Origin of the sequence: Arthrobacter sp. PAMC25284 (assembly GCF_019443425.1) — a bacterium.
Taxonomy (GTDB): Bacteria; Actinomycetota; Actinomycetes; order Actinomycetales; family Micrococcaceae; genus Arthrobacter; species Arthrobacter oryzae_A.
Genome location: NZ_CP080382.1, coordinates 2,001,426 through 2,020,159 on the forward strand (window position 1 = coordinate 2,001,426; position 18,734 = coordinate 2,020,159).

General features: G+C 61.3%; 14 protein-coding genes. 6 read left to right on the plus strand and 8 right to left on the minus strand.

Annotated features, from left to right (window positions below; genetic code table 11):
- Positions 1-88 precede the first annotated feature (88 nt).
- Positions 89-622: an HAD domain-containing protein gene (locus tag KY499_RS09255; RefSeq protein ID WP_219885242.1), complete on the minus strand. Its 534-nt coding sequence runs from the start codon at positions 620-622 to the stop codon at positions 89-91.
- Complete coding sequence (locus KY499_RS09260) at positions 619-1,086, minus strand: hypothetical protein (RefSeq protein ID WP_219885243.1); 468 nt, start codon at positions 1,084-1,086, stop codon at positions 619-621. The genes KY499_RS09255 and KY499_RS09260 overlap by 4 nt, the downstream gene beginning before the upstream one ends.
- A 102-nt stretch (positions 1,087-1,188) precedes the next feature.
- Here KY499_RS09260 and KY499_RS09265 point away from each other — a divergent pair, with 102 nt between their 5' ends.
- A complete protein-coding gene (locus KY499_RS09265; RefSeq protein WP_219885244.1) occupies positions 1,189-1,980 on the plus strand; it encodes a metallophosphoesterase in 792 nt (263 codons plus the stop codon).
- Between the two features lie 58 nt (positions 1,981-2,038).
- Positions 2,039-2,326 carry a hypothetical protein gene (locus KY499_RS09270; protein ID WP_219885246.1) on the plus strand — a complete coding sequence of 96 codons (288 nt, stop codon included), beginning with the start codon at positions 2,039-2,041 and terminating at the stop codon, positions 2,324-2,326.
- An 84-nt stretch (positions 2,327-2,410) separates the two neighbouring features.
- Here the strand turns inward: KY499_RS09270 and KY499_RS09275 are convergent, their stop codons facing one another.
- Entirely contained in the window at positions 2,411-2,998 is a 588-nt protein-coding gene (locus KY499_RS09275; protein WP_258190681.1) for a DNA-binding protein, read from the minus strand.
- A 103-nt stretch (positions 2,999-3,101) separates the two neighbouring features.
- Positions 3,102-3,416, minus strand: coding sequence for a hypothetical protein (locus KY499_RS09280; protein WP_219885248.1), 315 nt, complete (start codon positions 3,414-3,416; stop codon positions 3,102-3,104).
- 727 nt (positions 3,417-4,143) lie between these two features.
- Here KY499_RS09280 and KY499_RS09285 point away from each other — a divergent pair.
- The 4 genes from KY499_RS09285 to KY499_RS09300 all read left to right on the plus strand — a co-directional run bounded on the left by KY499_RS09285 (position 4,144) and on the right by KY499_RS09300 (position 6,911).
- Complete coding sequence (locus KY499_RS09285) at positions 4,144-4,386, plus strand: hypothetical protein (RefSeq protein WP_219885250.1); 243 nt, start codon at positions 4,144-4,146, stop codon at positions 4,384-4,386.
- A 349-nt stretch (positions 4,387-4,735) separates the two neighbouring features.
- Positions 4,736-5,407: a DUF4839 domain-containing protein gene (locus tag KY499_RS09290; RefSeq protein WP_219885252.1), complete on the plus strand. Its 672-nt coding sequence runs from the start codon at positions 4,736-4,738 to the stop codon at positions 5,405-5,407.
- Positions 5,379-5,525, plus strand: a complete 147-nt coding sequence (locus KY499_RS18760; protein WP_375141085.1) for a DUF4839 domain-containing protein — start codon at positions 5,379-5,381, stop codon at positions 5,523-5,525. The genes KY499_RS09290 and KY499_RS18760 overlap by 29 nt, the downstream gene beginning before the upstream one ends.
- Positions 5,526-5,763: 238 nt before the next feature.
- A protein-coding gene (locus KY499_RS09300; protein ID WP_219885253.1) for an IS3 family transposase occupies positions 5,764-6,911 on the plus strand; the annotation gives its coding sequence in 2 pieces (ribosomal slippage) (positions 5,764-6,028 and positions 6,028-6,911; 1,149 coding nt in all).
- A 201-nt stretch (positions 6,912-7,112) separates the two neighbouring features.
- On the opposite strand, the gene brxL is transcribed toward KY499_RS09300, so the two are convergent.
- The 4 genes from brxL to brxC are packed head-to-tail and all read right to left on the minus strand — an operon-like array spanning position 7,113 to position 18,733.
- Positions 7,113-9,227 (minus strand): BREX system Lon protease-like protein BrxL, encoded by a 2,115-nt coding sequence (gene brxL / locus KY499_RS09305; RefSeq protein ID WP_258191087.1) that lies wholly within the window; start codon positions 9,225-9,227, stop codon positions 7,113-7,115.
- A gap of 45 nt (positions 9,228-9,272) precedes the next feature.
- A complete protein-coding gene (gene pglZ / locus KY499_RS09310; RefSeq protein WP_258190682.1) occupies positions 9,273-11,765 on the minus strand; it encodes a BREX-1 system phosphatase PglZ type A in 2,493 nt (830 codons plus the stop codon).
- A 2-nt stretch (positions 11,766-11,767) separates the two neighbouring features.
- Positions 11,768-15,208 carry a BREX-1 system adenine-specific DNA-methyltransferase PglX gene (gene pglX / locus KY499_RS09315; RefSeq protein WP_219885257.1) on the minus strand — a complete coding sequence of 1,147 codons (3,441 nt, stop codon included), beginning with the start codon at positions 15,206-15,208 and terminating at the stop codon, positions 11,768-11,770.
- Between the two features lie 12 nt (positions 15,209-15,220).
- Positions 15,221-18,733 (minus strand): BREX system P-loop protein BrxC, encoded by a 3,513-nt coding sequence (gene brxC / locus KY499_RS09320; protein WP_258190683.1) that lies wholly within the window; start codon positions 18,731-18,733, stop codon positions 15,221-15,223.
- Position 18,734 lies beyond the last annotated feature (1 nt).

The following is an 18,734-nucleotide window of genomic DNA, read 5'->3' on the forward strand; positions in this document are numbered from 1 at the left end:
TTGCTTACGTTTGGAGCGACTGGAAGTCAGTTACCCCGTCCTTGCCGCTTGCTTGGCATCGATTGGCTTCGAGGATGCGCGCCGAGGTCTACCGGGACAGGAATTTGTCGACCTTGCGGATCTCCCGATCGGATAGTCCGACTAAGCCGTCCGGTTCGACGAGGAGCAGGTCCGTGATGCCGGGGTGGGCGGCCAGCATGTCCTTCCGGGTCTCACCGCCGCGGTAGTAGAAGAGTTCATCGTCGACCCAGGCGAGCCGGACGGTCTCGGTCTGAGCCGCCAGATAGTCCTCGAGGGCGGGGCGTTTCCACGGCCGCTGGCTTCGACCCCAGAAGAAGACTTCCGCGGGGTCGGGGTCGTAGAAGCCCGGGAGCCGCGGCAGTCCGACCTGGTCGAGCCATTTCGTCCGCCATCCCCACGAGGACAGCCACTGAACATCGGCCGCGGAGTCTGCCCACCGGTCGACCGCCTCGATCACAGCCGGCCGGATCCTTACCCGGAGGGGGGGCCGCGGCGGAATGACTATCCAGTGTTCGACCTCGTCGCCGGCAGGGGTGACGTGAGAGCTCCTCATCGGGGATACGACGCCGTCCACGTCGAGCAGGAGCAGCGTGCGAGTCATGGGCGCCTTTCGGGCGCATCAGCTGGCGGGGCGTGGTTGCCCTCGTCAGAAGGCTGGGTCACGAATTCGGAGCGGCTGAGGAATCCCAAGCCGGGGTGGCGAAGCAGCGCCCTGATCCCCGGGACGGTTCCGACGATGAAGAGGGCGACCGGGTACCCCTTCTGCACCATCAGCTGGAAGAGGGCGGGCACGAGCGAGGCGCCGTGCGGCAACGGCACGTCGACGTCCCGCAGAATCAGGAAGCCCTGCGTGGGCAACTCATACAGGTATTTCGACACGAGTGGGGCGGAGATTTCGTGGATGTGCCACCCCGCGGCGTCGGCGATGCCCCTGGCGGTTTCGAGGATCTTGTCCCGCCCCGCAGTGTCCCGGTAGCGCGCCAGGGTGATCACGGCCAGCCCGTGCCCGTCGTTCGCCAGCGTCTCGGCGAGGTTCTCGGTCCAGTCCTCGTAATCCCGATCCATGGCGGCCTCCTTGACGGCTTATGCCCAGCATAGGCCGCGGGTATGACGGCCGGCGCTGACCGGAAAGCTATCAGGTCTGACCCCGCCGCTACGATGCTGTTCATGAACCCCGACACTGCCGGCACAAGACGCCCCGTTGTGGTGGCCGGAGATCTGCATGGCGACCTGCAATGGGCCCGGCACCTCATCCGGTCAGCCCGTGCGGCGGGCGCCCGGACGATCCTTCAGGTCGGAGACCTGGGCGTCCTCTGGCCGGGGCGGGCCAAAGGACGCTTCGATGCGCGGTTAGACGCTTACCTCGAGGCCTTCGACATGAACCTTGGGTTCGTCGACGGGAACCACGACAACCATACGGAGCTCCGTCTGCTCGACGTTGAGGCTGACGGGCTGGCCCGGGTGCGGCCGCGGATCCTGTACCTCCCCCGCGGCGGGCGGACCGTCGTGGAAGGACTCACCGTCGGCGGCCTCGGCGGTGCCTTTTCCGTGGACTACGAGTGGAGGACCCCGGATAAAAGCTGGTGGCCCGGGATCGAGGAAGTCGAAGCCGGGGACATTGAAAAGCTGATCGCCGGCGGACCGGTCGACGTCCTGCTCACCCATGACGTGCCGGCCTCGGTGCCTATGCGCGGCGAACTCGACCTGCCGGCCGAGATCCAGACCAGGGCCCAGGTCAGCCGCGACCTCCTGCAAAACGCCGTCGAGGCCCTGAAGCCGCCCCTCTTGTTCTCCGGCCACTGGCACACCCGGCTAAAACACACCATTCACCACCCGGACGGCACCGCAACACAGGTGGAAGTCCTGAACATGAACGGCTCCAAAGCCGGCAATGCCGTGCTCATCCACCCGGGCCCGCCGGTACAGATCGAGCCGCTCATCGTTGGCACCGCCGGCTGATCAGGTGGCAGTCGCCCACCTGAGCACCAGCCGCCGAAGAAGAGAATAGGCTGCAGCCATGGACCCAGAACGCCCGCGCCCGGTGTGGCAGTCTGCTCTGGTCGCCACAGCCCGGGCCATCGGGTTCGGTTCCCTCAAGGTGCTGGAGGCTCCGGACGGGACAGTTTTCTACGACGGCACCCCGGGATTGCTGACGGCCTTCGGACCACACTCTTTTGAGGTGCTTGAACGCGAAGCCCGCCTACCGGCGCCCCTGCGCTTGGAACACCGGCCCGGGCTGCAAGGTGAAGAGCTGTTCCGTGAGGACCCGCAGGGCGGGATGATTGCGGCCGACGGGTTGCTCTAGCTGCGGCCGAGACGCGTCACACCGTCCTGAACGGCACACTTCCGTAGCTACCGATGTGTGATGGCAGCGGCGTCGGTCCCGCGATCAGTTGCCGGCGGTCGGTTCCTGCGCTGCGGGAATGCGCGCCAGGAGCGCATCGTAAGCGGACTGGAGGGCTGCTCCGTGGGCCTGGGCGGCGGTCAACAGCGAAGCGGTCTCAGCTGATGCTGCCTGGACAGTGCGTTCCGCGGTCCGGGCCTCCTCCAGATCCGTAGCCAGAGCCGCCACATGCTCCTGCAAAGCGGCAATCTCTGCGGCTGCTTTCTCGCCCGCGGCCTTCTGCTCGCCGGCGGCCCGGTCCAGGTCGTCCACCAGTTCAGCGAATTCGGTGTCCTTGTCGAGGCGTTCCTGCGTCCAGGACGCCTCCACGGCGGCGTGCCGTTCAGCGGCCAAGATGGCGGCTTCGGCCCAGGCGGTGCCGGCCAGCCGGGCTGCTGCCTCAAGCAGGGGCGCCGGTGTTGCGGTAATCTGTCCGGCCGCGGCGCGCTTCTCTTCCGACCATTCCCTCAGGTACCGGGTGGCGTCGGCGTTGCTGACCCCGGCTGCGGCGCGGACGGTGGAGACGGTCGGTCGCCGCTTGGCGCTGATCTGCTCGGCTGCGGCATACACGCGGTCTCTGGTGCTCTGTTTCATGGGCATCCAATCCGGTAGGAGTAGGAGTAATACTCCTACTGGGTCACGACATTCACCTCCGTGTGCGGCAGCGGATACGCCCAGCCCGGCGACTCCCGGCGGATCACTTATGCGCTGGCAGTGGTTCGATGCGGACGACGGGCGACGTCGTTCGCAGCGTCGGGATGTGATCGTCTCGAATCTGCAGCCAAAAACGGGCCGGCTGCCCGACCGCGCAGTGCTCCAGCATGATCAGCTCCAGCGGCTCGTCATCGCGGCGCAACCGGGCAACTCCAACATCCAGAAAAGATGTCAGCGGCACCGTGGCTGCCATCTTCCGGCTAACCGCACGCGCGTCCATATCGAGAACGTATTGGCTGCCTGTGGCTGTCGTGATCAGGAAGCGTCCCGTGCTGTCGTTGGAGATCTCTGGTGGCATGCGGCGAGCATAACGTGGCCAACTGACATCCAACGAAGCTGGGATCAAGCACCTGCCCGCCGGGATTCCTCTCCGTGTCTCGCGCAGATATTGAGTGACCATGAAAGTGATCGGCGGGGCCCGGCAAGCCGTGGCCCGTTGACAGCGAGGTCATCCGCAAGTCCGCACCAGGCTACTCTGCGGCAGAGACGGCGCGCAGAGTCATCGACGCCGTTGGTGCCAGCACAACAGCTTCGCTACTCGGCCTGGGCAAGAACAGCCCCGAACGCTGGGCACCAAGGGAAGAATCGCCTGCTGCCGCTGAGCGTGCCGCCCTAACGGAACTGGACGGCCTGATCAGCCACCTTATTGGAGCATTCACGCCCGGCCAGGCAACACTTTGGCTCGCAGGGCACGATCCCCACCTAGGTGCCCGGCCAATTGACGTGTACCGGGCCGAAGGTGCAGTCCCCGTCATCGCCGCCGGTAGTCATGGGCGGCGGAGAGAGCAGACGCGGACCGCCAAGGGTGCGAGCGAGGCCCCGATCAAAGCGGTCGAGACAGCTTGCGGTCGCGGCCGTCCAATTGTCTGAAGCAGCGCACCAAACCGCATTTCGACGTAATCCTGGTCACAAAAGAAGCTTTATTTGTCCATATTGGAGGCTCGTCGGGGAGCGAAAATCGCCCTGCCGCACTCATTAGAAGTAACGATTCTGGAACCACCGGAATCTCCACGAAAGGCAGCTCAATGAACACCTCTACGAATACCAGCGCCAGTGACCTCTACCGGTTTCACTTTCATCTCCTCACCGACTATGCACTGCCCGCCCCGGGAAGCGGCTGCGCCCACTGCTGGACCGACGTCGTCCTCCTGATGAGTGAGATGGCCACCCCGGCTGAGATCCTTGCCTCGAAGCACGAGTGCAGCTCCGAGCACGCCTATCCGACTATCCTGGCCGAGACGCTCATCGAGCACCCGGAACGCTGGTAGGCGGCTCGACAGGTCACCGAGCCAACAAAAGCCGGGCAGTCCCCTCGAAGCGACTGAACGTATAGTTGGAGAACTGCTGGGCCAGGCCGGCGAACAGCTCTCGACCCAGCGGTGGCCGAAGGCATCAAGTCAGGCGCCCCAGAACGCTTCGGGCTCGATACGTGCCCGAAGTGCCTGCTGGGAACCGCCGTCGCTTTTGGGGTTTCTGGGCCCTGTTAGGCGAGCCCCGGCTCGTGGAGGATGGTCACGCTTTATGCTAATCAAGCTAACCGCGAACCACGCGGTCGGAACCAGATGGCGCGAGTCTCCGTCAGGCCAAGGGCACTTAATTTAGGGGTTGGGGAACCGCATGTCCGGCGACATTAAGTACGAGTACAAATCTGTTCAGGCCGTGCGCGGTATGGAGAACCGCTCGATCACCAAGGCGCAGGAAGAAGGCGGTTGGGAACTCGTCGACCAAGCCCAAGGTATGCTGCGGACGACGCTGAACTTCCGGCGCGCTAGGCCCGAGACATCCTGGTCGAAGACGTGGAAGGCGTTTCGGGGACTTGCGCCCGCAAAGCAGCGAGCTCTAGCGGTAGCAGTGGCCGTTATGCTGCCCATCGCTGCTGTCGGGATCGGATTAGCTGCCGCACAGGACAAGGGCAACACCAACGCCACCCAGTCGACCGAGTCTGCGATTGAGCCGGCGACCGTGAACAAGACGCCCGTCCCGTTGCCTACTCCGACCTCGCCTGAAAAAACAGATCAAGTGATCACCGTCGAGAACAACAATGACTTTGCAGCAATCTTGGTGTCCACTGACTACTGTGCCCCCTCGATGGAGGAATTCGCGACCAAGTACAAGGGCCAGAAAGTCCAGTTCGACGGCTCGATCACGAACATGCAGAACCATGAGAATTACAGGACCCGATACGGCATCCTTATAGGCCCCCGGGGACGCAGGGCCAAAGACGACCGCGGGCCCCGCGTTCAAGTACGAGAACGTGAACATGTCCGACCTCAAATTAGCCGGCAATGATGTTCCGTCCTACGTGGGCGAGGGCGATAAGTTCCGGTTCACTGCCGAAGTCGGCGAGTACAACGCTAAACGTGGCTGCCTGTTTTTCCTCACCCCGGTCTCGACGACAGTTCGATAGACCACGGTCCTCACCGGGAGAGAAGTTGGGACTGCCCGGGTTTGCTTGGCGCCTTGGCCTGCCCCGGGGACTGGTTACCTGCAAGGGATTGAGGTTCGGGCTCGCACTGAAAGGCCGTGCAATATGCCACGACCTTATCCTCCGGTCTTTGATGACCGTGGTTGGGTCCCCCGATAGGAGTCCAGTGTTTGTGTGAGTTTTGTGTCCGAGAATGGACACAGGAGGAAATTCACGAATCATGGCACGCAGACACACCCCCGAGCAGGTCATCGCTAAGGTCCGGCAGGGCCAGAAAATGCTCAACGACGGATGCCCAATGGTCGAGGTCATCAAGGAACTTCAGGTCACTGAGGCGACCTGGTACTGCTGGCTGAACCAGTACGGGTCCGAGAAGAACGCCGAGGCGTCCAAGCGGACCAAGGAGCTGGAGAAGGAGAATGCCCGGCTCAAGCGGCTGCTGGCGGAGAAGGAACTGGCCATCGACATCCTTAACGAGGTCGCGCGGGGAAAATTCTGAGCCCCGAACCCCGCCGCCGTGCCGTGCGCATGGCGGTGGAGAAGTTCGGGGCATCAGAACGCTTCGCCTGCGCGCTTCTTGGCCAGAACCGGTCCGCTTTTCGGAAGAAGAAACCCGACATGGGTTTCGAGGAGGCGCAGCTGCGGACGGAGCTGCGCGCTGTCGCCGGCAAGCACCCTGCGTGGGGCTGGCGGAAGGCCCGCTGGCACCTGCTGGCCCAGCCGGCCTGGGAAGGCGTGGCGCTGAACAGGAAGCGGGTCCGCCGGCTCTGGCGCGACAAAGGGCTCACCTGCAAACCCAAGGCGCGGAAGAAGCGCCGCACTGGGCCCGGCGCCGGGGAACAGAAGCGGCTCACCGCCGAGTACCCGATGCACGTGGTCAGCTTCGACTTCCAGTCCGACGTGACCTCCTGCGGGCGGCACATCCGGTTCTTCAACGTCATCGACGAATACACCCGCGCCGCGCTGGCCGTCATCCCGCGCCGGTCGTTCAAGGCCGCCGACATGGTCGCGGTGCTGGAGAACATCATCGCCGAAACCGGCACCGCCCCGGCCTACGTCCGGTGCGATAACGGGCCCGAATTCACCGCCGAAGCACTGATCGACTGGTGCAACACCGCCGGCGTGGATACCGCGTTCATCGACCCGGGATCACCCTGGCAGAACGGCTTCATCGAATCATTCAACGCCCAGTTCAGAAGGGAACAACTCTCCGGAGAAATCATGGACACCATGGCCGAAGCCAAGTATTTGGCCGAGGAATGGAAAGCTATCTACAATCATGAACGGCCCCACGGATCCCTGGACGGCATGACGCCGAAACGCTACTGGGAAAACTGGACGCAAGAAAACCAATTAGCTATCGCATAGACGCTGGACTGCTAACGGGGGGCCCAACCAACCGGACAGTCGCCCTGGTGCGCACCGGCAAACCCATCAGCCCTGCGGCGGCCGAACTGGGCATCAGAGGGGGCGGCCCCCACGACTGGGTCCGGCAGGACCAGATGGACCGTGGAGAACGCCCCGGTGTGACGACGCCGGGGGCGCCGACGCACGCTGGCCCTGCGGCCTCTAATTTTCCCGGATGTAGGTGACGCCGAACGCTTTGACTTGTCGGTATTCTTGGAGCCTAGTCGCGAGGTCGAAAGCGTCTCCGTTGACGAATTGGAAGACGTCCAGTCCACGGCCGAGCAGGATTCGCCAGCCGGTGTCGGTAACGATCGACCGGTCATGGATGCTGCTTTGGAAGGTGACGTCGAGATTGATGCCGGCGACACCTGCCCCCTGCTTGATCTTCAGCAGGAGTTCCAGTTGCTTGCGCAGCTTGTCGTCGCCCTCTGAGCTCTCGGAGGTGATGAGCTGGATATGGACTTCTTCTGCAGCGTCTTTAACCGCGGCGATGCCTTCAATGAGTTCCATGAGGTTGCGTGCCTGGTGGAACTGCCGGATGTACGGATCCGTGATGGTGATCTGGGTGGCGCCGCGCAGATACGGGACGAGCATCGTGGTGTACGAGACGCCCCGCTGGTTCTCTTGGAAGTCCCGGTGCCCCTCAAACAGCGGCACCCCAGCAGCCGGCAGTGGAATACCCTCCGGAATGGGTTGTGGAGCATCTACGGTGCCGCCCGCTGCCGACGACCCGGAGCCGCCCTCCGCAATGGGGCCCCCGCGGCGCTCACGGCGGTAGTACGCGCCGAACTCGTCTTCTTCGAGAGTAGTAACGGGGTGCCACACCTCGGATTTGTCGCGGTAGCCGAATTTGACGTCGGCCATCGTCGAATCGATGCGCAGAATCTGGTCTTTGACCCGTTTGCGTCCCTCGATCGCGAACCGCAGTATCTCCTCAATCTCGACAGGGGACGCCTCCCCGTGCGGGTACAGGATCTTCATTAAGCCGGAGAAAGTCTTATGGATGCCGTCCCGGTCGCGGGTCGAGATGTCCGGCGACAAGGTGAAGTGCTGTTGGTAGCGGTCTGAGTAGTCCGTCGAGCGCATCGACTTGAGCACCTCGGCGATGTAGTCGACGACGAACCCGTATCCGTCAGAGAACATCTCCCCGCGGATAGTGTCCACCTCCCACCCCGGGATGTAGTGGTGCAGCCGGTCGAGGAACGCCGAGTCGTGGTAACTCTCCGGTAGCTCGTCGAACAGATCGGAGTGTTTGAGCATGTATGGGACGGTGTGTGAGGTGTTGCCGACGAACACCATTGACGCCTCAGCGCCGAGCGTCTCAACGCCGCGGGAGAAGGACTTATTCGCCATGTAGTTTTTCATGATGTCAACGAGCGCCCTGTCGGTGCGCTTTTTCTTTCCGGCGAACTCATCGAAGGCGACGACATCCCAATAGCCGACCAAGCCGAGGCGCCCGTTGGCGTTGTTGACGAACAATTTGGGTACGGTGACTTCGCCGCCGGAGATGAGCATTCCGTGTGGCGAGAACTCCGAGAAGATGTGTGACTTTCCGGTGCCCTTGGGGCCAAGCTCCACGAGGTTGTAGTTGCGCTCCACGAACGGGATGAGCCGAACGAGCTGGATGAGTTTGGCCCGCCGACCGAACAACGTCGGGCTGAATCCAATTGATTGGACCAGCAGGTCGGTCCACTCCTCGGTGCTGAACTCGCGCCGTGCCGTGAGGTACCCATCGAAGTCGAAATTAGACAGTTGGATGGGCTTGATCGACCCAAGAATCCACGGGACAACACGCGCGTCGTCGCTATAGAAGTATTCGATGTCGCAGATGCACCACACACCGCCCACGAGCAATTTGGGGTGGGCTTTGATCGTCGCCGGTTCGACGAGCACGCCTTTGATCCCGAGGTTGGCGAACTCGGCGTGGTAGACATCATCCTTCTCGTTGAGCGTGGCGGTCACCTTGTCGATGATTCTGTGCCGGCCACGCTCACGGATGGTGGACTTTACAAGCTCAGACTCGTTTCGGTGCACGTAGTGGTCGGCCAGAATCTTGCGCACTGTGTCGATGCCAGCCTGGATCGTCGCTTCGTCGTCAGAGGCAGCGTACTGACCGAGCAGGTACTCCAGCACGTAAGAGGGCACAATGGCGTTGCCCTTGACGGCCTTTACCAGGTCTTTGCGCACCACCGCGCCGGGGAAGAACCGGTTGATCTTTCGATCCAGCTCGCTCGGCGCGCCGCCCTCGGAGGTTTCGGTGCCAAAGGTGTCCTCGATGGGCGCTACCTGGGTCAGGTCGATGTTCTCGCTCAAGAGTGCTCCTTAGAAGTCGAAGTCCGTGGTGAAGGAGCGCTTGAGCATGTAGGGCGCGCTCTTGTACTTCTTCCACTCGCCGGTTTCACCGATCGGCTCGGAGAGCCGGAACTCCACGCTCTGGTTGTTGGCCACCTCGGCGTCCCTGCTCAGCAGCAGACGGACACTCTGGAACCGATCACGCCCTTCGGCGCTTTCGGCGTCAAAGAGCAACTCGGACTCGTTGGAGACCAGCTGATCACCGAAGTAGAGACCTGCGCGTAGCTTCCTCGCGGTGCGCTGATCGGTGACCGCGCTCTGCTGGAAGAGCTTGACCACGATCTGGCCTGTGGTGATCTTGTCGGACTCCGGGTGGATGTCGACGTTCACAGGCTCGACGGTGTCGGAGCGTCCCTTGTTGATCGAGATGACCGGCACCACGATCTCCTGCAGCGACGCACCCCCGTGGACAAACTGGAACCCGGCACCCGGCTTGACGATCCGGCAGATCGAGTTTGGGATCTGCACTTCCAGATCGCTCGATAGTCCTAGCTGCTCGGGCAGGAACCGGCGGAATGCATCGTCTTCCTTCAACCCGCGGCCGAGAACATATCGGCGATTCTCGACCACGACCTTATCGCCCTGCGGCTTCACGGTCAGGTTGAACTGCGGCGCGAGCTTCGACTCCTGATACAAAAAGCCGTGGTCCGCGGTGACGAAGATATTCGTCGCGTTCGCACTCGCCAGCTTCTTAACAACGTCGACGAGTTCATCGATCGCATCAGCCGCAGCCTTGAACGTGCGGTGCTCCGACACCGCCTTGTCACCGGTCGCGTCGATGGTGTCGTGATAGACGTACAGCACCTGATGCCCCGCGTAGAGATCACGTCGCTCGGCAGGCTTCATCTTCAGGAACTCGGTGGCTTGGATTGCCGTGCCGCCGACGGAGCTAAGGATTTTGGAGCGGTTCGCCGTGCCGTTGGAGGGTCGGCCGTCGACGAGCACGGGGTCGCCGTTTTCGGAATGCGCGAGTGTCTCGTGCGGGAGCAGCGACGCCATCCCTAGCTGGGTGTAACTGGGCAATACCCCGAGCATCGCCTCGATCTTAGCGTCGTACTTGTTCTCACCGCGGATCCTGGAAGCCAGTTCGTCGGCGACCTCGTAGCGCAGCGCGTCAGAGATGACGACGACGGCCTTCTTGCGTCCACCCCGCACCAGAGGGGCGATGTAGTGGTGGTAGAAAGAACTCTGCGAGGTAATCGCGAGCGACGTCCACGTCTCGACCTGGTCGACCTGTTGTTGCCAGCTGATCCCGAGCTTGGAGAGGAAATCGGTGACGTAGGCGTTCTCCACCTGCTCGTTCAGCGCCTCCAACGGCTGCGTGAACTCGGAGGTCTGCGACGCGAGCGTGTACTGCCGGTAGAGCTGGTCGATGCGGAAGAGATCATCGCGGTAACGGCTGAAGCCATCATCGAAACTCGACACGTCCATCCGTGCAGAACGGATCGCCGGGATCAGCTCGGCCGCCGCGCCGAGCGCCGCATAAAGCGTCGCGTAGTCGTCAAACCAAATGCTGTCACGGCGACGGGTGCGGATCATGTCGGCAATGTCACTCGGTTGGATCGTCTGGGCGGCAATGCCGTCGATCAAGCGGCGGATGATCTCTCTCTCACCCCCGTCGAAAATATCAGTGGCCACGAGTTCAGCAAGCGACGCGTCCTTAGCATGCTCGACGTAGTCCAAATCAATTTCAGTCTGAAGCGCGAGCTTCTTTAGAGCGGCCAGGCTCTGACGGTCATTCCGGAAGCTACGAAAGTCGATCTCAATGTTGCGCGCGGCGTTCGAGGTCGTGACCGCGAACCCGCCCCGGGCTTGCTTGAACATCCATAGCACGAAACCGGCCATGCTCGGCGTCTCAGAGTGGTAACCGTAAATGCTCGCGGCCCCTGCCCAATGAAAGTCGGCAAGCCCTTGTTTCACGAGCGCCTCGTAGCCGGCGCTGTAGCCCGCGGCATGCTGTATCAGCAACGTACGAATCAGCTCGGAGAAGGTGTGTTCCTTCTGGTCGAGGACGACCGCACACATCTTCGCCTGGACCTTGGCGAGATCATCGTTGGTGCTCAGCAATGGCCTAAGCTTCGCAACCAGCTTCGCGTCGGCAAAAAACGTCCCGTGCTCAGCAATAAGTCCTTCGGATCCGGGCGTCGTGAGGCCGAGGTCTGCCCGTATGAGCGCACGATGATCTGCAGTGAACACACCGTACGCGAGTTCCAGATCGAGCAGCCAGTTGCCCGGCCCTTCAGCCACAGGACCGCTGCGATATATCAGAAATTTTGTGCTGGGCTCGTCACGTAGCACGCGATGTTTGATTGAGAACTCGTCGTTCTGGACGAGTAGCACAACCACGCCGTTCGGCGCGTAAGCGTTAACGTCGGTTACGTAACTGCCTTCGGGATCGTGCCACACCACCAGGCGGTGCTGCTCGAAGCGTGCAGCAAGGTGGTTTGAGATCGAAGACGCCATGTTCACTCCGCCGCCTCTAGCCTGGCAATCTTCTTTAGCGCAGGGTAGAACTTGGGGTAGTTCACCTTCACACCTTCGTCAAGGTCTATCGTGAGTTGCTGGGTGGCCAACGGGTAGAGCACGTCGTGTTCGTAGTCACGAAGCTCCGCGAGGACCTTCCGCAGCCGATCGGCTTCCTTCTGGTCCTTCGGGGAGCCGGCGGCAGCAGCCTGCTCGGCGTTGGTGAGCGCGACCTCCAGCTTGGCCCGGTACTCCCGCAGGTACTCGTTCAGCACCGTCGAGACTGTCGACGGGTTGTAACGGTGCATGTAGATCAGCGCGTTGAACGATCCCCTTGGGCTGGAGAACATCCAGTAGATCGGGCGCTTCTTGTACCGCTGCACATGGTCGTCATAAAACTTCGACTTGCCTGCCCTCGTGATGAAGTAATCGCGGAGCGACTTCACTCCAAGCGACTCCTCAACGAAGCGCAAGTTCTCCTCAAAGTACTCGGTACCGAACGCTGCCCGCAGGAACTGACGGAACCGCTCGACAATGTCGTCCTCAAACCAGCCATCATCGACGAATGGGACCACGTTGTCGGTATCGGGACGGAATGTCGGCGACGGAATCCTCGCCAGGTAGTCCTGCAGCGTTGCTCCTTGGTCGGCGAGGATCAGGCCAGCCTCGTCGAGGCTGTAACGGCCGAACATGCAACCAACGGCATAGGAGATGAGTTCCGCGGCGCTGTCGGCACGGTCCAACAACTCATACTCTGCAGAAGTCTTCCCAGGCCCGTAACGGAACTCAACATTTCGTGTCAGCGATACACGATGAATTGGGACGTCTGTCGGAACCTCGCCCGCCAATTCATATCCATCCGCCACGACTCGGTTGTTTTCAGCTTCAATCATCTGTTGGTCGACTGAACGCGCTTTCCAATCAGCCGCCCACTCTTTATAGCGAGTGACCAAGCTCGGTTGAGCCACTCTCATTAGCGATGGCGATTCGAAGTCCCATGAAGTTTCGAAGTCATCCCAGTCCGTGCGCGCTGACTGCACGAGAGCCTCAACGCGCCCCTGAGCAGATTCGTGAAGTTCATTTGAAACCACCAAGGGGACAGCGCCGATGTTTATCGGCTGAAAGTTTAGAGTGGGTGCAATTGCAGCCAAGATTGCATCAGCAGTCGTGGAGTTTAGGACGAGAGCTGCACTGGATAGGTCCTCGTCCGAGAAAAGAGTGCAACCTCCATTATCAAAAGCGGCCCCTTGCGGCGTATACCGCATAGACAAGCCGCCGGATGTGACAGTCCCCCATGTCCATCCGTCCCTGCCGAAGTATCGGCCACCACTCCTGGTTCGCATTTCGGAGCCCTCGCGCCGCCAATCAACGAGATACTCACGGTATCCGTACCAGCGTCGAAAACCACCTCCCTTGTTGTACGGCAACCAGAATCCCGGCTTGAAGTCGTCCAGCGAAGTTGCGCGGCGTGACACTTCCCACCAGCAGCGCAAATAACGAGCGTTGTCGCCGGTATCCATCCCTTTTCGGGGCTCTGCCACCTCCCGCAGAGGTCGACCCCTGCTGAATGCCGACCGCATCTTCTCTGACAGCCAGTACGCAATCGGCGAACCAGGCACTTTGGCCAAGTCGTTGGAAGACGCTGTGAATCGCCACTCACAATCGAGGTCGCTGATCGCCTTTATAAGTCGAAGACGCTTCTCTTGTTCGTTCAGCGGCGTCAAACGAATGAAAGGTGCATGCCGCCCCGGAGAATTGGTCATCGAAAGGACGAAAGCGGCGTTTGCTCCGAAGATGTCTGGGTGATTGGAGACGTCGCGCAAATGAACAAAACTGTTAAAAGAGTGGCCATCGAGAATGCGGGTTCGCAGCTCCTGGAAACTAAAGATCGACATCCATGTATCGCCAATAATCTTGGCAACGAAGCCACCTTCGAGGACGAAGCTCATTGCACGCAAGACGAAACATCCATAGAGGTCTTGCTTTCCCTCCGGGTATGCGTCTTTAAGAAAGTCAGCGAGACGGGCGTCTAGGTTCTTACTGCCCATGTAGGGTGGGTTAGCCGCAGCCACGGCGTACTGACGGCTCAAGGTTTTCGCCTGTGCCACAGTTTTGTGAGCCAGTTCGAGTGTCCGCTCATGGATGATGTCGTTGCCACTATCAATTGCTGCCAGCACGCTTTCCGCATGCTTAGTCCGCTCAGGATCTGACTGAACGAGCGCCCCCAGAGCGTCGGCATAGCAGAACTGGTTCCAGAACGCCTCCTCCGCGTAGCGGTCCCCGTCCTTGGTGACGAGAAATTCAAGTTCGTCCGGTCCGAACCAGATCGGTTCGATCACGCAGACGTTCGGCTCGACCTGCTTGTTGAAGAAGGTCCGCTGCTTGGCCCGCGCTTTCATCGTCAGCGCGAAGGCAGCTAGTGCCCCTGCTCGAGGGTCGATCTCGGTGCCATAGAGGTTGCGAGTGAGGATGAGACCGGGGATGTCCGCTGGCGCGTAGCCCTCTTCTTCGTAGATTGCGTAGAGCAGGTCGAAAGCGTACGTAAGTATGTGCCCTGACCCACATGCCGGGTCGATCACACTCAGCTCTTCGGGGCCAGCGATCTTCAGGAAGTCGTTCTCTTCATCGGCCGGGGCGATGTAGTAGTCCATCTGCTCGACAAGGCGTGAGGTAGGCCGGTTGAGCATCCACAAGCGCCCTAAGGAGTTTTCGACGAGGTAGCGAACGATCCAGTGGGGCGTGAAGAGCTGGGTCGCTGCGGGGATCTCGGCAGCCCCCCGCTTGGCCTTGCTATCGAATATTTCTTGTTTTCTCTCCGAGATGTAGAACTGGTAGAGCCAGCCGATCACTTCAACGTCGTCGCAGACATCATCTGTGAGCACCTCGCGTGCCCGGGACAGGATCGCACCGTCCGCGAGTAACCCGGTGGGTACAAGCAGCTCAGTGTAGTCACCCGCACGTTCGAACATGTAGGGCATCGACTTATACCAGTAGCGGCAGTATTCGGTCAACAGCAGCGCGTAGGCTTCGCCTTCGGCATTGGTGCTGCGGCGTGTGCCGTCAAGCAGCCCGATGATCGCTTCTGCCGTGTTCTTGTTGCTTACAACGTCGGTATTGAGGCTGCCGCGTTTGGCGTCCGCGAGGATCTCTGGCTGGCCGTGCGCCTGGCCCTGCGTGGGCGAGACGACACCGGCGTCGTTGTAGCCGCGGGCGTCCATGAAGCGCAGCGCGATGATGCGGTTGAACCAGGTGTATGCGACCTTGTCGATCACGTGGGTGCGGCCATGTGCGACGATCTCGGCTTCGAGCTTCTTCACCACTTCGCCGCGCTCGGTGCGGGTAACGGATCCTGGGGCGAGCAAGGCTGTGGCCTGCGCGTCGACGGCTGCTAGGAGTTCGCGGCGTGCCTGCGTGGCGAAGCGCTCCAGAGGTTTAGTGTCCATATCGTTGCCGTCCTAGAGCGTGATGCGCTTGTTGTCACTGATGGTCGCGAGCAGCGTTGTGCGGAGCTGATTGAGGTAGCCGTCGACGTCGGCCTCTGTTTCGAGCACCTGCCCTGCGCCGGGCAGCACAAGTTTCGTGATCGAGACGCTTTGCTTGACCGGGGCGGCCACCGGTGTCAGCTCAGAACTCGCGTCGGATCCGGGAACCGGCTCCGACACCGGGAAAACTCGTGCCGCGTCCAGCTCATCGAGTATCTGCGGGTAGATCGAGTCTGCGAACTGAGAGGCGAGATTCTTGATCGCGGGGATCTGAGTTTCGTGCTGGACTCGGTCGAGCACGTCCCGGGCCGTGCGTGTCACCGCATGCTGTGCGGCCTCCGTCGCGTCCCTGTATGCCTGGCTGGCGGGCACCTGATCCCAGCGTGCCTTGATGTCCGCCGTGGCGGCAGCGCGCTGCTCTTCAATCAGGTCGCCGAGCTGGTCCTGCAAGGCCTTGACCGCAACGCCCAACTGGGTAGTCTTGCTGCCCCGGAAGACCTGCGGGTCGTCTAGAGCGAACGTAATCGCGTCCGTGGTGCTGGCAGGCAGGTAGGCGATGTTGGACTGATTCGCTTGCATGAACGCCGCGGCGGTGTCGTAGATGCCGCGCTGGGCACCGTGCAGGAACGCCTTGATCGGGTCGATCACATTGTCTTTCGCCTCGAGAAGAGCGTCGGCGCCGGCAAAGTCGGTGACGAACCACTCGGCCTTGTTGCTGCACAGTTCGGCGAGCATCCGGAGCGCCTCGTCGAGCTGGTCGATGAACGGGTACCGGGATCCGGTGCGGAGAGCTTCCAGTTCGGCAAGTTTCGCGTCGAGATGCTCCTTGCCGGCGCGTGCAAGCTCCAGCGGATCCTTGGTGATCGCGCCGTCGTCGGTGAACTCGATGACGAATTTCCGGAATGCATTTACCACCTTCGCGTCGAATACCCGCTGGAGGGCGATGACCATGTTCGGGTAGCTCTGAGTGTTGCGCAGCGCCGGAGTTATCTCGGTGCGCGCGAGCACCTTGCCGTTGAGCTGGATCTCGATCTTTGATCCACCGGCGAGGTAGCCCACCACAGCCGCAACCGACCACTGGTCCCAGCCGTACGGTTTGGCCGTGTACTTTTCGATGAGATGCTTCATCGTCACCTGCACGTGGCGCTTACCGCTCATCTCCAGATGCGCGAGGACATCATCACCGGGCACTGCCAGGATGCTGGCGGTCTCCCCGAACAGGCCACCCTCGGGCGGGTTTACGAACGTGGACAGCTGCTGCTCATTGAAGCTCATGCCGCCCAGCAGGGTGAGATTCGTGTAGGTCGCCGCGATGACCTTCTGGAAGCCGTCGTTTATGCGAGTCACCGCGTCAGTCGAAGTGACATCAAGGATGCCTGCGTTGTGAATCAGGGTCGAGCGGCCGACCGCGGTGCGGAGGCGTTCGACTATCTCCTTTTCTCTCTCCGCGTTCTGTGTGCCCTTGGTTTGCAGGATTGTCTGCTCGATCGGGGTACGGCTGGCTCCTTGGGCGCGCTTGACGTACTTCTCGGTTTTAAGCAGGAGCCGCAGGTCGGCGAGGATCCGGTCAGTCTCTGACGGCAGCACAACGCACAGCTCATCGCGGCCGGCGCTGTGGGCTTTGATCTGCTCCAGGCTGAATTCGGTCTCGGGGCTGGTGAAGTGCAGGGCGAGCTCATGCTGCTTGCTCATCGCCTGCCCGTCGAGTTTGAACCCGACTGGGAAGTTCTGGCCGTTCTTGCCGTAGACGACCTTGGTCGCCTTGATGACCGAGCCGGTGAGCAGGTCGGAGAGCTTCTTGGAGACCTCGGAACTGTCGATGTCGACGTTCTTGATCTCCTGCTCGATCTTCTGCTCTTCGTTTGTGAGGTAGTCGTAGATGTCGCCATTGCGCTGGATATAGGTCTGCGCTTCCAGCGCGGCGAGGGCCTCGTTGACGTCCTTGCCGAGCTGCGTCAGGTCGGTGCCGAAACGGTCGTAGACCAGCACGGTGAGGTTGCGCGGCGTCGCCTTAAAGGTATCCACGTACTTGACCAGGAAGAGGGCTTTGAGGAGGCGAATCGCGAGCGGCGGCAGCGACGGGCTGCGTTCCGCGTCGTTGATTGCGCGCTGGTTCGCGGATTTCAGCGAGGCCCGGATGCCTTCAAACATCTGGTCGAACGAGGCGAGCTGGCCGAGAGGTTTGTCGGTCAGCGTGCGGGCAACTTCCTGGACGACACCGAGCATGGAACGCTCACCGACCGAGCTGTTGCGCCCCTCAAAGATGTTGTGGTCGCTGATGCCCTCGATCGCGGACTGGAACAGGGGGAACTGGTAGCTCACGAAGGGGTACGCGCCGACGAAATGGGCTTCGTCACGGTAGTTCGGGTAGTGGCGGCCCTCGACGAAGTCGAAGAGGGTCTTGAAGTTCGCGTGCTCAGTCGCGTAGATGGCCGCTACATCGGTTTTCGCAGCCTTTGTTTTGTCGAGCAGACGTTTGCGAATGACCTCTTCAACGTCCTGGCTGGTGAGTTTGAGCCGGTTCTTGAAACGGGCCTGAATCTTGGAAAAGTCGTTGGCCTGCGACTTCGTGCGGTCACCGCCGACCTTCTCCATGTCTTCCTGGGAGGTGACGAAGATCCACGCCCTCCCCTTGCACTTGGTGGCCAGGGATTCGGCGATGGTTTGGAGGTTCAGCATCAGATGGGTGTTCGTGCCGATGAACTGGCCGACCTCATCGACGAAAAAGTTCAGGCGGAACCCGTCGGGTTGCTGGTCCAGCCAGGCCGCGACGTCGCCGGCGAAGTCCTCGATCGAGACCGAATAGCTGGTGCTGTATTGGCGGATGATGCCGGGACTCTCGGTGCCGTTGACTTCAGCGAAGGCCATGTCGATGTGCCCGGCTTCGAGCGCAGCCTGCTCGCGTCCCTGGGTCCAGAGGATGCCGGCGATCCGTTCGAACGCAGCCTTGAAATCGTCGAACTGTCCGCGGGTGTCGAGGTCGCGTTCAAACCGGGCTATGTGGCCCTGGTTGCCGTAGTAACCGCGGGACTCATCGAAGATTTTCACGAACACCTTGAGGAGAGCGTCGTTCTGATCCTTCGAGATCAGCGTGGCTTTCTGGTCGATGTTGAACAGCAGGCTCTTCGCGGCAATGCGGTCAGCCTTTTCGATCAGCGCAGGCAAGAACGCGTCGTCGGCCTTGCCACGGAATTGCTCAGAGACCTTCGCACGAGGGTAGTCGTGGCTGTCGACGTCGCCGAGCAGATGCGCGAGCATCTTCAGCAGGTGTGACTTACCGGAGCCGAAGAAGCCGGAGATCCAGACACCGTTGGCGTTCGTGTAGTTTGTGTAGGCCTCCAGTACGTGTTCGAGGCCCTTGGCGGCCTCGTTCGTGAGGACGTACTCCTCGACCTCGGTGGCGAGGTGTGAGGTGTCATCAGCCTTGATGACCCCCTCGATGGCCCGGTTGATCGGCTTGGTGAAGATTTCGTTGATCGTGGTCACG

Coding starts and splice junctions, on each gene's coding strand:
- KY499_RS09280 (WP_219885248.1), bottom strand. CDS start 3,416: ATGCCACCAGAGATCTCCAACGACAGCACGGGACGCTTCCTGATCACG.
- KY499_RS09290 (WP_219885252.1), top strand. CDS start 4,736: ATGTCCGGCGACATTAAGTACGAGTACAAATCTGTTCAGGCCGTGCGC.
- pglX (WP_219885257.1), bottom strand. CDS start 15,208: ATGGACACTAAACCTCTGGAGCGCTTCGCCACGCAGGCACGCCGCGAA.
- KY499_RS09255 (WP_219885242.1), bottom strand. CDS start 622: ATGACTCGCACGCTGCTCCTGCTCGACGTGGACGGCGTCGTATCCCCG.
- KY499_RS09265 (WP_219885244.1), top strand. CDS start 1,189: ATGAACCCCGACACTGCCGGCACAAGACGCCCCGTTGTGGTGGCCGGA.
- pglZ (WP_258190682.1), bottom strand. CDS start 11,765: ATGGCGTCTTCGATCTCAAACCACCTTGCTGCACGCTTCGAGCAGCAC.
- KY499_RS09275 (WP_258190681.1), bottom strand. CDS start 2,998: ATGAAACAGAGCACCAGAGACCGCGTGTATGCCGCAGCCGAGCAGATC.
- KY499_RS09270 (WP_219885246.1), top strand. CDS start 2,039: ATGGACCCAGAACGCCCGCGCCCGGTGTGGCAGTCTGCTCTGGTCGCC.
- KY499_RS09285 (WP_219885250.1), top strand. CDS start 4,144: ATGAACACCTCTACGAATACCAGCGCCAGTGACCTCTACCGGTTTCAC.
- KY499_RS18760 (WP_375141085.1), top strand. CDS start 5,379: ATGTCCGACCTCAAATTAGCCGGCAATGATGTTCCGTCCTACGTGGGC.
- KY499_RS09260 (WP_219885243.1), bottom strand. CDS start 1,086: ATGGATCGGGATTACGAGGACTGGACCGAGAACCTCGCCGAGACGCTG.